Source organism: Serratia sp. AKBS12, assembly GCF_024793895.1.
GTDB lineage: Bacteria > Pseudomonadota > Gammaproteobacteria > Enterobacterales > Enterobacteriaceae > Serratia_F.
The window spans coordinates 1,480,735-1,495,286 of record NZ_JANUSB010000015.1 but is presented as its reverse complement, the minus strand read 5'-3'; the positions used below and the strand labels follow the sequence as shown (position 1 = coordinate 1,495,286).

Annotated in this window: 16 protein-coding genes; 7 read left to right on the top strand and 9 right to left on the bottom strand. The window is 52.4% G+C overall.

Going from position 1 to position 14,552, the window contains the following annotated elements:
* Positions 1-113 precede the first annotated feature (113 nt).
* A complete protein-coding gene (gene tyrS, locus NYE85_RS16860; protein WP_259005878.1) occupies positions 114-1,388 on the top strand; it encodes a tyrosine--tRNA ligase in 1,275 nt (424 codons plus the stop codon).
* A gap of 85 nt (positions 1,389-1,473) precedes the next feature.
* Here the strand turns inward: tyrS and NYE85_RS16855 are convergent, their stop codons facing one another.
* The gene (locus NYE85_RS16855; RefSeq protein WP_259005877.1) at positions 1,474-4,620 is read right to left on the bottom strand and encodes a DUF4214 domain-containing protein; all 3,147 of its coding nucleotides are present in this window, start codon (positions 4,618-4,620) and stop codon (positions 1,474-1,476) included.
* Between the two features lie 474 nt (positions 4,621-5,094).
* On the opposite strand from NYE85_RS16855, the gene pdxY reads away from it, so the two are divergent.
* Complete coding sequence (gene pdxY, locus NYE85_RS16850) at positions 5,095-5,955, top strand: pyridoxal kinase PdxY (RefSeq protein WP_259005876.1); 861 nt, start codon at positions 5,095-5,097, stop codon at positions 5,953-5,955.
* Between the two features lie 33 nt (positions 5,956-5,988).
* Here pdxY and gstA read toward each other — a convergent pair whose 3' ends face one another.
* From gstA to NYE85_RS16825, 5 genes are all read right to left on the bottom strand, one after another.
* Complete coding sequence (gene gstA, locus NYE85_RS16845) at positions 5,989-6,594, bottom strand: glutathione transferase GstA (protein ID WP_259005875.1); 606 nt, start codon at positions 6,592-6,594, stop codon at positions 5,989-5,991.
* Positions 6,595-6,687: 93 nt separating this feature from the next.
* Complete coding sequence (dapA, locus tag NYE85_RS16840; RefSeq protein ID WP_259005874.1) at positions 6,688-7,572, bottom strand: 4-hydroxy-tetrahydrodipicolinate synthase; 885 nt, start codon at positions 7,570-7,572, stop codon at positions 6,688-6,690.
* A gap of 175 nt (positions 7,573-7,747) precedes the next feature.
* Positions 7,748-8,047, bottom strand: a complete 300-nt coding sequence (locus tag NYE85_RS16835) for a TM2 domain-containing protein (protein ID WP_259005873.1) — start codon at positions 8,045-8,047, stop codon at positions 7,748-7,750.
* A gap of 147 nt (positions 8,048-8,194) precedes the next feature.
* Positions 8,195-8,458 carry a DUF3811 domain-containing protein gene (locus NYE85_RS16830; RefSeq protein ID WP_259005872.1) on the bottom strand — a complete coding sequence of 88 codons (264 nt, stop codon included), beginning with the start codon at positions 8,456-8,458 and terminating at the stop codon, positions 8,195-8,197.
* A gap of 61 nt (positions 8,459-8,519) precedes the next feature.
* The gene (locus tag NYE85_RS16825) at positions 8,520-8,789 is read right to left on the bottom strand and encodes a hypothetical protein (protein ID WP_039992140.1); all 270 of its coding nucleotides are present in this window, start codon (positions 8,787-8,789) and stop codon (positions 8,520-8,522) included.
* A gap of 194 nt (positions 8,790-8,983) precedes the next feature.
* On the opposite strand from NYE85_RS16825, the gene NYE85_RS16820 reads away from it, so the two are divergent.
* Both NYE85_RS16820 and NYE85_RS16815 read left to right on the top strand, forming a co-directional pair.
* Positions 8,984-9,295, top strand: a complete 312-nt coding sequence (locus NYE85_RS16820; RefSeq protein WP_259005871.1) for a hypothetical protein — start codon at positions 8,984-8,986, stop codon at positions 9,293-9,295.
* A 29-nt stretch (positions 9,296-9,324) separates the two neighbouring features.
* Entirely contained in the window at positions 9,325-9,705 is a 381-nt protein-coding gene (locus NYE85_RS16815; protein ID WP_259005870.1) for a nuclear transport factor 2 family protein, read from the top strand.
* A gap of 4 nt (positions 9,706-9,709) precedes the next feature.
* On the opposite strand, the gene NYE85_RS16810 is transcribed toward NYE85_RS16815, so the two are convergent.
* Complete coding sequence (locus tag NYE85_RS16810; protein WP_259005869.1) at positions 9,710-10,087, bottom strand: RidA family protein; 378 nt, start codon at positions 10,085-10,087, stop codon at positions 9,710-9,712.
* 131 nt (positions 10,088-10,218) lie between these two features.
* On the opposite strand from NYE85_RS16810, the gene NYE85_RS16805 reads away from it, so the two are divergent.
* Positions 10,219-11,073 carry an aminoglycoside phosphotransferase family protein gene (locus NYE85_RS16805; RefSeq protein WP_259005868.1) on the top strand — a complete coding sequence of 285 codons (855 nt, stop codon included), beginning with the start codon at positions 10,219-10,221 and terminating at the stop codon, positions 11,071-11,073.
* Here NYE85_RS16805 and NYE85_RS16800 read toward each other — a convergent pair.
* The gene (locus NYE85_RS16800; RefSeq protein WP_259005867.1) at positions 11,038-11,538 is read right to left on the bottom strand and encodes a cupin domain-containing protein; all 501 of its coding nucleotides are present in this window, start codon (positions 11,536-11,538) and stop codon (positions 11,038-11,040) included. The two genes, NYE85_RS16805 and NYE85_RS16800, sit on opposite strands and share 36 nt — an antisense overlap.
* Positions 11,539-11,737: 199 nt before the next feature.
* Here NYE85_RS16800 and NYE85_RS16795 point away from each other — a divergent pair, with 199 nt between their 5' ends.
* A complete protein-coding gene (locus NYE85_RS16795; RefSeq protein ID WP_259005866.1) occupies positions 11,738-12,622 on the top strand; it encodes an alpha/beta fold hydrolase in 885 nt (294 codons plus the stop codon).
* Here the strand turns inward: NYE85_RS16795 and NYE85_RS16790 are convergent.
* Entirely contained in the window at positions 12,619-13,803 is a 1,185-nt protein-coding gene (locus NYE85_RS16790; RefSeq protein WP_259005865.1) for a benzoate/H(+) symporter BenE family transporter, read from the bottom strand. The genes NYE85_RS16795 and NYE85_RS16790 overlap by 4 nt on opposite strands.
* A 103-nt stretch (positions 13,804-13,906) precedes the next feature.
* On the opposite strand from NYE85_RS16790, the gene NYE85_RS16785 reads away from it, so the two are divergent.
* A complete protein-coding gene (locus tag NYE85_RS16785; protein ID WP_259005864.1) occupies positions 13,907-14,470 on the top strand; it encodes a helix-turn-helix domain-containing protein in 564 nt (187 codons plus the stop codon).
* Positions 14,471-14,552 lie beyond the last annotated feature (82 nt).

The window sequence follows — 14,552 nt, the reverse complement described above, 5'->3', positions numbered from 1 at the left end:
CGCTGCCTTGATGCAACGTCAATTATTCCAGGTCAATCCACATTTATTATTTCGCCAGCGGGCGAAAGGCCGTGTACCGGCAAAGGTGCATTCGTTTATACATGGAGAACTTGATGGCTAGCATCAACCTGATTCAACAACTGCAAGAGCGGGGCCTGGTGGCCCAGGTGACGGACGAGGAAGCGTTAGCAGAGCGACTGGCGCAAGGGCCAATTGCACTGTATTGCGGCTTCGATCCGACCGCTGACAGCTTGCATTTGGGCCATCTGGTACCTCTGCTGTGCCTGAAGCGTTTCCAACTGGCCGGCCACAAACCGGTGGCGCTGGTGGGCGGAGCGACCGGCCTGATCGGCGATCCGAGCTTCAAGGCGGCAGAACGCAAATTGAATACCAGCGAAACCGTCAACGAATGGGTCGACAAAATCCGCAAGCAGGTGTCGCCGTTCCTCGATTTCGACTGCGGCAGCAACAGCGCCATTGCCGCCAACAACTATGACTGGTTTGGCGGCATGAACGTGCTGACCTTCCTGCGCGACATCGGCAAGCACTTCTCCGTTAACCAGATGATCAACAAAGAAGCAGTCAAACAGCGTCTGAACCGTGACGATGTCGGCATCTCGTTTACCGAATTCTCCTACAACCTGCTGCAGGGCTATGATTTTGCCGAACTGAATCATCGCCACCAGGTGGTGTTGCAAATCGGTGGCTCCGACCAATGGGGTAACATCACCTCTGGTATCGATCTGACGCGCCGCATGCATCAGCAGCAGGTGTTTGGCCTGACTGTACCGTTGATCACCAAATCCGACGGCACTAAATTCGGCAAGACCGAAGGCGGCGCGGTATGGCTGGCGCCAGAAAAAACCAGCCCGTACAAATTCTACCAGTTCTGGATCAATACTGCGGATGCCGATGTGTATCGCTTCCTGAAGTTTTTCACCTTTATGAGTCTGGAAGAGATCAATGCGCTGGAAGCCGAAGACCGCAGCAGCGGCAAAGCGCCACGCGCCCAGTACGTACTGGCAGAAGAAGTGACGCGCATGGTGCATGGTGAAGAGGGGCTGGCTGCCGCTCAGCGTATCACGCAGAGCCTGTTCTCTGGCGCGCTGCATGAGATGACCGAAGCGGACTTCGCGCAGTTGGCGCAGGACGGCATGCCAACCATCAAGTTGGACAAGGAGGCCGATCTGCAACAGGCGCTGGTCAATGCCGAACTGGTACCATCACGTGGGCAGGCACGTACCATGATTGGTTCCAATGCGGTAACCGTCAATGGCGAAAAACAGTCTAATGCGGAATACACCTTTACCAACGCCGACCGCCTGTTTGGCCGCTACACGCTGTTGCGTCGCGGTAAAAAGCATTACTGTCTGATCGACTGGCAATAAGTTGTGCAGACAACGCGGTTGTGAGCAAGGCTACCATGCAGGTTAGCTTGTAAAGAAGGGGGCATCAGCCCCCTCGTTTAGGGCCTTAAGCAACCGCCTCATGGCTGATAGCATCCTGGCCTATCAGCGATATATTGGGTGACTGGTAATGAAGACTAACGGCAGTTTGGTAAACGTCTAATTCTGCGTTTTGGTTACCTAGTGCAAATACGATATCTTGATTGTCGAAGGACTGATTATGGTTTTTATCGATAATGACATAAACGGTATGGTCTAGTTTTATCGCACCCACCTCAGCTAAAGCTCCCTGACTTGCACCATCCGAAATGCTGGCCAGTAACTCTGAGAACAAATCATTTGCCGTGTTTACATTCGACATATCAATACTGTCGAACAACGCGTTTAGTTCAGACGGTTTTGTAACGCTGCCATAGACTTGCATGACTTTATCGCCGCTTGACGAAAAACTCCATTGTTGTTCATTGTCTCCAATATGTATTTGTGTTTTGGACGACAATGTCAATAAAGATACCAAACTATCTACATGGCTATCAGAGAACCTGAGGTTAACAGCCTCCTCAAGCGTTGTATTTCCTTGTACGCTGGCATTATTTATATGTATGTTTGCATTGCTGAAGCCGCCTGGATCCTGCACATTCCCCACGCTGAGCTGTTCTCCCGCGAGTTGTGTAGTTATTGCCGTGAACGATGAAGAGTTGTCCAGACTTAATAATGTATTATAAAAACTGCCACCGCCTGTTCCCCCTTTCTCTGCATTTAAATTCAATATAGTATCTGAAGCACGATGGTCAACGTATAGAATTGCGCTAATGGTTTTGAGCGAATCGCTGAAGTTGTGCGCAATGGTCAGATTGAGTATATTAGATGACATGCCGTCTAATTCAATTCGTTGTATATGATTATCAGCGCCTGTTAGGGTAAGTGTCTTTTCGCTACCGTTTCCTTCGGCAACAATAACCAGCGCACCGATATAATTTCCTTTGGCTGAAATATCCACAGTACCTGCATTCATAGCTTTTAATTCTGGAGCTGCAAGACGAATACCAAAGCCCTGAAGCCCTGTCGTGGTTGAATTATTTTGCAGATAATTAAGGTGTACCTTACTCTCAGAGGTAACATCACCATTAAAAATAAGGCTGTAAGGTGTGTAACTGTATTGCCCCGGGGAAAGGTTTATAACGTTTATTTCACCAGAATAGGCAGATATAGTCAGTCCGAGGTTGCCGGTATAGTTCCCATCGCTAACTGGAGCCTGCGTCAAATGCTCAACGTCCGCATATTGCGTGTTGTAGATACTGGCGTTTTTGTTGGTAACCCCAAAGTCAAAAACATTCTTTCCTTCAGTGCTTACTAATGCTCCATCAAGATAAATACTCCCTGTTCCTTTATAATTTGTCAGGTCTATGTATTGGAATCCGAAGAATTGGTCATAACTACTGTTTATTTCCGCGTTTACTGAACCGTCTTGCTGGCTGGTGAGGAAAATATCTTTAGTGATGAAATTAGCGGAAAGGGTGGTCGTAGTGGAGGTAGACCCATTGGTTTTAGCGGTGAAAAGCGTGCTGATTTGGTTCGCACCACCATTTTCCCCGTTACCTTCCCAATAAAGACCTTGTTTGCTCGACTTGTCCGTGCCGGGATAAAATAACAGTTGGGCATTTGCATGGGTGACGTCAGTATCTGGTTTTATAACGACATCAATATTCCCATGGCCAAGGTTGACGGCGGAGTCTATATTGTTAATGCCTTGATTATCGAGTAATAAAGTGATGTTTTTACCGTATGAATTAAGTGAGCCCAACACTAAGTTACTTGCAGCATACTCCCCAGTTACTGTTATTTTTGTTGCCTTGCTGAACGAAAGATCAACGCTTTTCTCTACGTTTGCATTAAGGGTGATTTCGGTGATTTTTGTTAACTCGGCATTGGTCAGTTGATGCAGTTCACCAGTATTAATAATGCCCGAAGGGTTGCCACCATTCGCAGAAATCTCTAATGTTGCCGGACCTGAGGTATAGTTCAGGGAAGTATTGATTTCGCGCTCAAAGTCGATGACCAAATTCTTGTCAAGCGGGGTGCTATGGTTATCTAAAGGGTAGTTGCCGGCACGAAAGGCTGCAATGATTAAGTTAGTCGCTTGATAATTGTCATTGCCCGCTTTTAACAGGATTGCCTGTGATTCAGCCTGCGTAAGGTTAACGCCGTACAGATATTGATACACCGCGCCATAGTTATCTGCCAATTTAAATTGATCTGAGTTCGACAGTATTTTTAGCAAGTCAGCCTCGGTATTACCGCTGGCAAGATATTTACTATAGGTGTCCAAAGCTGAGGCAGGGACAGTGCTTTTTGCAATGGCGAGGTAGAAAGAGGCTACGATCTCCTGATATTTCAACTCAGGTAGTTCACCCGCAAGATACACCTTTGTTGCTTGATTGAATTTTATATTGGCCTGGGAGCCGCTATCGTCACTGCGGATGTCGTTAATCATTCTCACAACGATATCTCCTCGGGTTTCCTGACCATTTTCCAAACCAGACAGGTAATTTTCCATCTCTTGCGAGGAAGGCGTTTTGTTAAAAACATTCTCGAATATGAATTTTACAAAATCATCATTACTCAAACTGTCTATCTTTGGGCGGGATGTAATAAAATTTTGTGCGATCTTGTTGAGTTTTTCAGGGGCGTTTATGAGTTCATTTGCCCAAAAATTGATGCCGCTTGATACCATGGTACCACCAATGGAATAATAGACGGCTTGAATATCTGATGCATAAGTTGAATATTCAACATTTTTATCAAACGAAGGGTAGAGAGTTGTATCTACCGATGCTTCCAAATGGTCGCGTTGTTGTAATGCTATTGGGTCTGTTCCATTGTAACTCTCCGTGGTGTTTATGATTGACATCGTAATGGAGCCTAGCGTCCTCCCATTAGACAGCTCCGACGTTAACGTTGAAAGCGTACTACTATCAGGCTCCATGCCGGTAATGTTTTTATATATGTAGCTGATTTTTTCACTGTTACTCAGTCCATCGTAACGATTGTGCCCATCGGGAGAGTTGATAAAAGCATTCGCCAACGAGGTTGGATTGGTTGCATTACTATTCAGTTTTCTGCCGAAATAATCTAACGTCGCGGAGTCTGCTTTTTTACCCAATGTAGCGAGATAAATTGCGGCAAGACTATATTGAGATTGTAATATACTCATTAAGTTTTCCTTATGCATTTAACCTTGTGAAATTTATTTGATTGATAATTGGTATGCTGATGATTTGTTTGTCTTTTGGCAATGCTGTAATTTAGAATTGTAATTGTTAATAAACGAACTATTGAAAATCTAACTATTATAGTTAAAAAAACTTAAGGGACTTTTGATATGTTGATAAGTTAAGCATATGAATCAATAACGAATCTAAACATAGTTTAAGTAATGGACTTTTTCAAAGTTATGATGGGGTTTGTTTTTTTATTGCACTAACAAAGGGTTAGGGGATATTTTGCGCAGGTTCACCTCTTGCCAGGCTGCAACCGCCAAGACTTAACAGCGTCATGATCGGTGTATCGTTAGCTTATTATTTGAAGTTACAAGCTTTGGAGTATGATGTGGAGTCTGTATAGTCGTAGCGTTTGTTTCGTTTAATTACCCCCGATCGACTTTTGGCAAGGTTGTAACAAAATTAACATGAAAAATATTTTATCAATCCAGTCGCATGTGGTTTTCGGCCATGCGGGTAACAGTGCGGCGGAGTTCCCCATGCGTCGCATGGGGGTCAACGTCTGGCCTCTCAATACCGTGCAGTTTTCCAACCATACCCAGTACGGTCAGTGGACCGGCTGCGTGATGCCCGCCAGTCATCTGAGCGACATCGCGCAAGGCATTGCGTCTATCGATCAATTAAAAAACTGTGACGCGGTGCTGAGTGGCTACATTGGTTCACCGGAGCAGGGCAACCATATCCTCGATATAGTGCGGCAGGTGAAGCAGGCTAATCCAGCAGCCTGGTATTTCTGCGACCCGGTGATGGGGCATCCGGAAAAGGGTTGTATCGTGGCACCGGGCGTGGCGGAGTTCCTGTGTCAGCAGGCGCTGCCGTGCAGCGACATGATCGCCCCGAACGTGCTGGAACTGGAGCTGTTGGCTCAGCGAGAGATCGCCAATGTGGCACAGGCGGTCGACGCGGCGCGCGCATTGATCGCCAAAGGACCGAAGATGGTGCTGGTGAAACATCTCAGTCGTGCCGGTTACCATCTGGACTGTTTCGAAATGCTGCTGGTAACCGCCGACGACGCATGGCATATCAGCCGGCCGCTGGTGGACTTTGGCGCACGCCAGCCGGTGGGCGTCGGTGATTTGACCAGCGGCCTGCTGCTGGTGAATCTGCTGAAGGGGGGCGGGTTGGCGCAGGCGCTTGAACACGTCACTGCGGCGGTATATGAAGTGATGCTGACAACGCAAGAAATGGGAGAGTACGAATTACAGGTGGTGGCGGCACAGGAAGGGATTGTCGCACCGCGCTGTCATTTTGCCGCGCTGAAACTGTAGCGTCATTGCCCCCTTAAACGGGGGCAATGAGGATTATTTCAAGCCTTCCGCATTGAGCGCGGCATCAACCGCCGGGCGTGCCGCCACGCGCGCCATATAGGCGGACAGGCTGGCGTGCTGTTGCAGATCGAACTGCAAGGCCAGCGCCCAGCGCAGAACGGTAAACAGATAGGCGTCGGCCACGCTGAAGCGGTTACCCAACAAATATTGCTGCTGCGCCAGTACGCCTTCGAGATAACTGAATTGCTGTTCCAGCTTGCTGCGCGCCACCGCCTTGTATTCATCCGGTGTTTTCGGGTTGAACAGCGGGCTGAAACCCTTGTGCAGCTCGGTGGCGACAAAATTCAGCCATTCGATGGCGTGGTAGCGAGATAGCGTGCCGGCTGCCGGGATCAGGTTGCGATCGGGAACGCGATCCGCCAGATATTGCACAATTGCCACGCCTTCGGTCAGCAGGCTGCCATCATCGAGCAGCAAGGCAGGTACCTGTCCCTTGGGATTGATGGTCAGATAGTCGGCACCGCTTTCGGTTTTCTTTGCTGCCAGGTCGACTTTTTCCGCAGTAAAATCCAGCCCTGCTTCGCGCAATACGATATGCGGAGACAACGAACAGGCGCCGGCTTTATAGAACAGTTTCATCGTGAACTCCTTGATAATGAATAATGACAGGCATGCCCAACCCCTCATCCTAGTTCCATACAGCCAAAATTACAGCGGCTTGGCTAACATAATTTAGCTAACCGGCTCGGCAGCCGGCTGTAATTGCGCCAGCGTGGCGGCAATTTGCTGTTGCAGCGCCTGCGGCGCGGTTTGCATCGGCGAACGCAAGGCGTTGTCAATATGCCCCTCATGCGCCAATGCGGCCTTGACCGGTGCCGGATTGGGGAAGCTGAATAACTGCTGGATCAATGGCAACAAGGCATAAAAATTGGCGCGCGCCGCCGGCAGATCGCCCGCGGCGACTTGCCGTACCAACTGCACGAAGCGTTGCGGATGCAGATGCGCAGAGGCCGAGATGGCACCGCTGCCGCCCAGGCACAGCGTAGTGAGGATCAGATTGTCCTCTCCGGTCAGCACGTCTATCACGCCGTCGTTAATCAGCGCCATGGTGGCATCCAGGTTGCCGCCACAGTCTTTAATCGCTTTCACCTGCGGGTGGCGGGCAATCTGCCGCAGGGTGTCCAGTTCGATGGCGATACCGGTGCGGTATGGTACGTTATAGATAATTACCGGCACGCGCGAGGCATTGGCCAGCGTGGTGAAATACTCCAGCAGGCCTGATTGGGAAGGACGAATATAATAAGGGGCAGGCACCAGAATGCCGGCAATATCACGCTGCTGGATTGCCTGTTGCATCTGTAGGGTTGCGGCCATATTGTTGCCTGACAGACCCATCACCACCTGATGTGCCGGCACCACTTCCAGTACCGCATCCAGTACTGCCAACTGCTCGTCCTTGCTGAGTGCGGCAGCTTCGCCAGTCGAACCGCAGACTACCAGTCCGTCAACGCCAGAGGCAATCAAATGCCGCGCCAGATGCCTGACTGCCGGAAAGTCGACATCGTCGTGCTTGAAAGGAGTAACCAGCGCAACCCAAATCCCAGAAAAAGCGGCCATAGAAGAATCCTTGTGTGCCTGACAGAATAAGTGGTTTGATGATGAATAGTGTTCATCATGCTGTCAATTTATAACAGATTGATAACATTGTTATTCATGACGTTAGCGCACAGATGAGTTTCGCTAATGGTCTTAATAGGGCAATAAAAAACCCCGCATTGCGGGGAGTGTTGCTTCAGCCATATTTTTCGGCGAATTTTTGATCTGACTGGCACAGGTAAATAATAAATTCGATAAAGGAGATGATCGACGGAATAAAGGCCCAACAAAAAATCAGATATAAAAAACCTTGGCCAATTTTGCCTAAATAGAATTTGTGTACGCCAAAGCTGCCGAGGAAAAACGCCAACAGGGCGGCAGCAATGCGGTTTTTCTCGCCACTGACGCGCTGCGGCGCGCCACAGTTCGGGCAACTGGTGGCGGTTATGTGCAACTGTTTGCCGCAGGCGCGGCAAAATACCGTGTCGTTGTTCATTATTCCATTATCTCATCTGTTGTCTCAATCAGCGAAGAACGCGAGATTATCATATCCAGACAGGATAATTATAAACGGTTTTTATCTGCGATCGCTAAAGCACAGGGCGAGGAAATAAAGAAGCAGGCCGCGTGTTGCGGCCGGTATTTAACGATGAGGACGGCTACCGATCGAGGAGGACCAATTGAAGGTTTCCCCGCTGGGTTTGACGCGATTGGCCTTGCGTTCGGCGCGTGCGGCCTTGGCGATTTTCTCTCTGGCGGCGGCGATCCGCGCCACGGCTTCGTCTTTGACTTTGTTCTGCTCGGCGTTGGTCAAAGGGCGTCCGTGGCTTTTGCGCGCTTTATCCAGTTCGGTTTTTACTTCACGTTGCTCGCTTTCAGTCATGTCTTTCAGCGTCAGTTTTTTCATCGTGGCAGCCTGGGTAGGTGAAGTCGAGGTTCAGTGTAGCGCATATCTGCGCTGCGCAGGATTAATCTTCAGCGTCTTTGCCGAATTTCTCGTCGAATTCGCGCCGATAGCGTCGTGCCTTGTTGCGATCGCGGATCCATAAATAGCCACAGACTGCCGCCACGGCGGCAGAAAAGGTGATGTTACGCATATCCCGGTCATAGTAATACACCAGCAGCACGTCGAGCGCGGCGATAAACGCAATCCATTTATACAGATGGGATTGCCGTCGCGTCGCGGCGTTGAGGCGTTTCAACTGTCTGGCTTCGTGCAGCACCGGTTTTTTTTGCATAGTCATCCAATACTACTGATTATCAGCAGCGTAAATTAGCAGAATTGTCGCAATTATCACAAAGGGGAAAGTGCGGTTTTTCCGCGACCGCGCGGCGGCAGAGAAAAACGCTGCGGCGTATTGAATAATACTGGCTGCGTGATAGGTTATTTATTCCACTTTTATGACTTTTTATTCACTTTGTGAGGCTGAGAATGATCGTTCGTACCTGGCATGGCTGCGTACCGCTACGGCATCGGCAAGGATTTGCCGATCATCTGAATGTCACAGGCGTGCAGCATGCTAAAGCAACGGCGGGGAACTGTGGCGCGTTTGTTCGCCAGGAAATACAGGGGGAGTATGCCCATTTCTTCCTGGCGACCTATTGGCATTCGCTGGATCCCATCAAACAGTTTGCCGGTGAAGACTATCATACAGCGGTGACCTACCCGGATGACCAATCGTTTGAATTGCTGTCGGATCCTTATGTCTTTCAGCATCGGGTTGATGAAATTACCGCGTTGTAATGACCGTTTATCTCGCTCAGGAGGATGCAATGAACCCGAAATCACTACGTCCGGAAGATGTCGTCCAGCAGCAGCTCGATGCCTATAACGCCCGCGATATCGAGGCATTTATGGCCTGCTGGGCAGAAGACGCGCTGTATTACCAACACCCGGACACGCTGTTGGCCAGCGGCAAGGCAGAAATTCGTGAACGCCACATCGCCCGTTTCAAAGAACCCAGTCTGTATGGTGATCGCATCAAGCGCATGGCGGTGGGCAACATGGTGGTTGATCAAGAAGTGGTCACGCGCAACTTCCCGCAGGGGCGCGGCAGCATGGACGTCATCGCCATTTACGAAGTCGAACAGGGCAAAATTACCCGTGCCTGGTTTAAAATCGGTCCCTGCGTGCTGGATGAAGGGGCGTTGTAACCCGTTACAACGCTAGAATCGCCTCGATTTCAACCTTGACTTCGGGCGAGAACAACGCGCTGACGGCCATCAATGAATAGGCCGGCAGCGCGCCATCAAAAGAGTTGAACAGGATTGGCCGTAGCGCCGGCAAATCTGCAATGTCGGTCAAAAACACGCTGAGTTTGAGCACCGACGTCAAATCGCCCCCCTCCGCTGCGGCAATGGCGGCCAACTGCTCAAGAATGGTCTGTGCCTGGATCTCGGCAGATTGACCCTGCGCAGCGGTGGCGAATGCCGTCAGCCCGGAAACATACATCACGTCACGGTGGCGCACCGCATGGACATACGGACCGCCCGGCGTCGGCAGTGCCGAATAATTATTGCGTTTTATGCCACTCATCAGTTATTCCTCTTCATCTGGTGTCAAAAATGCCTACACTGGGGTAGGTAGGTGCGGGCAGCGGTGAAACTGCCATTAGCATCATAGCCGATTGCGTTAATTTCCAACCGCAATAAGGATGCGCGTGGATAATGAACCCTGTATTGATTCCCTATCTGCAACGCTGGGCGCTCACGCCGGATGGTCGGGCGTTTGCAACCCACAGCAGTCTGTTAGTGCCGGTGCGTTACCGCGGGCGGGCAGCCATGCTGAAAGTTGCCCAGGAAGAAGAAGAAAAATTCGGTGCCCACCTGATGCGCTGGTGGCAAGGCGACGGTGCTGCCCGCGTACTTGCCTGGCATCAGGATGCGTTGCTGCTGGAGCGCGCCCAGGGAGAGGGTTCCCTGAGCCAACTGGTGCGTGACGGTAACGATGCGCAGGCCATCGCCATCCTGTGCCAGGTGGTGAACAAACTGCATGCGCCGCGCCGCCAGGCTCCGCCAACCCTGATCCCGCTTGAACGCTGGTTTGCTGCGCTGTGGCCTGCGGCACAGGCCCACGGTGGCTGGCTGCGCCTGAGTGCGTCGGTGGCTGCCGAGCTGCTTGGCAGCGCCAGGGATCAGGGCGTGCTGCACGGTGATATTCATCACGACAACGTATTGGACTTTGGCGAGCGTGGTTGGCTGGCTATCGATCCCAAACGACTTTACGGCGAACGTGGTTTCGACTACGCCAATATCTTCTGTAATCCAAATTACGGCGTTGCGACCGATCCTGAGTTATTCCTGCAACGGGTTGAACAGGTCTGCCAACTGGCCGGGCTTGAACGTCAGCGCTTGTTGCAATGGATCCTGGCCTGGGCGGGACTGTCTGCCGCCTGGTTTCTGGAAGAGGGGGAAAGCGCCGACATCGATCGGCGCGTGGCGGCGTTGGCAGCGCAGGCGCTGGGCCTGTCGCCGCCAGCCGGTGATTCAGGGTTCATCCTGCCAGTAATCGAGCGAGGCTGAAGGCCGCTGGATATAACTGGTGCGCTGACCGTCGTTCAGTGCCATTGCCTGAAACTTGCCCGAGTCTGGGTATTCAACCAAATCCGGCATTTGACGCGTGCTGATGGAAAGGTACTTTAGCGGTGCATCGGAGGTATTGATGATTTGATGTGGGTACTCCGGCCCGGCAGGAATAAACAGGATGTCGCCGTTGGCGATCGGCAGCATTTCTCCAGCGACGCGCAGCATGCCTTGGCCTTCCACAATGATAAACATTTCCTCCTGGCCATGATGAAAATGATAGGGACAAGAACGTTTGCCCGGTGCCACTACGTCCACCGAGGCACCCAACTGGCTGGCGGCCGTGCCGACGCCCAGCCGCGCCGACTGGCTGTCATACAGCGGCGGGCGCAGATCGTGACGTTTTTCTGCCCGATTGAAGTTGCGAATCAGTTTTTGCTGCAACGCATTGGCTTTCTGGTTCATAGCATTAGTACCTGTCACTTATTGGTGGTGTTGACCATGAAAAAGGCCTCTTCTCAAGTTAAGCAGAAATAATGCCCTGCACCATCTTATCCTTATCGTCGCGTGCCGGCCGGTTAAACACGGAATGTAAACGCCGGCTGCACGGCAACCGCATTGTGGTGCGTCAGCAAACGGTTAAGATGGAGTAAAGGAGGATCGGATGCTGAATTCATTTACTCAAGGGCGATTGGCGGTCAACGGCACCGACATTGCCTATCGTATCGCCGGACAGGGCGCACCGTTACTGTTGCTGCACGGCCACCCGCAAACGCAGTTTATCTGGCATAAGGTGGCGCCGTCGCTGCTGGAACATTTTACCGTGGTTCTGGCGGACTTGCGGGGTTACGGCGACAGCGGTAAACCCCCGGCCAGCGCAGACAGCCATCATTACGCCAAGCGCGAAATGGCGCGCGATCAGCTGGAATTAATGGCGGCGCTGGGCTTTACGCGCTTTAGCGTCATGGCGCACGATCGCGGCGCACGGGTGGCACATCGCCTGGCACTTGATTGGCCGCAGGCGGTAGAGCGCATGGTACTGCTGGATATAGCACCGACGTTGGCGATGTATCGGCAAACCGACGAACGTTTTGCACGTGCCTATTGGCACTGGTTTTTCCTGATCCGTCCAGCGCCGCTGCCGGAAGCCCTGATCGAAAGCAATCCCGAACTGTACCTGCGTAGCGTGATGGGCAGTCGCAGCGCCGGTCTACAGCCGTTCAGCGAACCGGCCATGGCGGATTATCTGCGCTGTCTGCAATTGCCGGGAACCGCACGTGGAATTTGTGAAGACTATCGTGCGTCGGCAGGTATTGACTTGCAACATGATAGCGCCGATATGGATGCCGGACGCCGACTGGCGTGCCCACTGTTGGTGCTGTGGGGCGAACAGGGGACAGTGGGGCAATGTTTCGAACCGCTGGAAGAGTGGCGCAAGGTGGCGAGCAACGTACGTGGCAGCGCCTTGCCGTGTGGCCACTATATCGCGGAACAGCAGCCGCAGTTGCTGCTACAGCATGCTCTGCCGTTCCTCGAAGGTGGAGATTAACGCGCTGCGCGTTGCGGTAGCGAGAAAATCAGGTGCGCAATCACGCCGCCGATAAGCCCCCAAAACGCCGCGCCAACGCCTAACAGGCTGATGCCAGAGGCGGTAATAAGGAAGGCGATCAGGGCGGCATCGCGCTGTTTTTCCTCATGCAGGGCGCGTTGCAGGCTGCCGGCAATCGTGCCAAGCAACGCCAGTCCGGCGATGGTATGAATCAGCGCCGTCGGCAGGGCGCTGAATAACAGGCCAATGGCTGCGCCGAACACCCCGGCCAGCAGATAGAACCCACCGGCGGCGACCGCTGCCATATAACGCCGTTTGGGATCGGGGTGTACATCCTGGCCCATGCAGATTGCTGCGGTAATGGCGGCAATGCACACCGAAAATCCGCCAAACGGCGCCAGCAGCAGCGCGGTAAGCGCAGTCCAACTGATGAGCGGAGAGGTGGGTACCTGGTAACCGGCCGCTTTCAGCGTGGCGATGCCGGGAGCGTTTTGCGACGCCATGGTCACCACAAAAAACGGTACGCCAATGCCCAGCAGCGTAGCCAGAGTAAAATGCGGTGCGATAAATGTTGGCAGGGCAAAGCTCCAGCTCTGATGGGAGAATGACATATTTCCCTGAACGGCGGCCACCGCCAGCCCGGCCAACAGCGTCAGTACAATGGCATACCGTGGCAGGTAGCGCCGAGAAAGCAGATAGACCAGGCACATGGCGCCGCTGAGCGTAAAGTTGCTTTGCAAGGCACCAAACGCGTCCAAACCGAAACGCAGCAGGATGCCGGCCAGCATTGCGGAAGAAATTGCCTGGGGAATGTAATTCATCATGCGGGCAAATAGCCCGGTAACGCCACATAGCAGGATCAAGCCGGAGGCGAAAACAAATACCCCAATGGCTTCATTGATGCTGGTGCCGGGCAGGCTGGTTACTAGCAGCGCCGCTCCGGGCGTCGACCAGGCGGTGAGGATCGGCGCGCGATAATACAGCGACAGCCCGATCGAAGTGACGCCCATGCCCAGTCCTAGCATACTCAACCAGCCACCGATCTGTAGCGGCGTGGCACCAGCCGCCGCTGCGGCTTGAAAAATGATCGCCGCCGAACTGGTATAGCCTACCAGCACCGCCACAAAACCGGCGATTAACGCCGGCACGCTGACATCACCTAACGAAATTTTTTGCCGCATTACCGCCTCCATGATTGTGCGCTATAACGCACGGATGGCCGATGATAGCATCGTGCGTTATAGCGTACAAGAGGCTATAATCAGCGAAAAACAGGAGCTAATCATGCAGGAATTGACCAGTCATCTGGCGCAAACCTTGAAGCAGCTGCGCGCTGAGCGCAGCTGGAGTTTGTCGCAGGCAGCGGAACACACCGGCGTCAGCAAAGCGATGCTTGGGCAGATTGAACGTGGCGAGTCCAGCCCGACGGTGGCCACGCTATGGAAAATCGCCACCGGTTTCAACGTAGCGTTCTCAGTGTTTCTTGAAGGGGCGCAAGCGGCGTCGCAGCCTACGTTACAGCGTCAGGGAAAGTTGCCGGCTTTCGATCAGGCCAACGCCAGCATGCGGGTGGTGCCGCTGTTTCCTTATGATAGGCAGTTGGGTTTTGACATGTTCGACATTGTACTGGCTGCGGGTGCCACCAGCGCTTCCTCGCCCCATGAGCCTGGAGTGATAGAGCATGTGGTGGTGATTGACGGCCAGCTGGATCTGGCGATCGACGGTCAGTGGACACGCCTGGCGGCCGGTGAGGCGATTCGTTTTCAGGCGGATTGCCCGCATGTTTACCGCAATAGCAGCCAATGGCCGGTGCGTTTTCACGATCTGATCCATTATCCGGTGCATTAATTCCCAGAGTTCATCATGCTGCGGCGGTTTTGACAGCGAGTGGGGAAACGCTTAATTTGTTGATAACCACTCTCATTTCTGT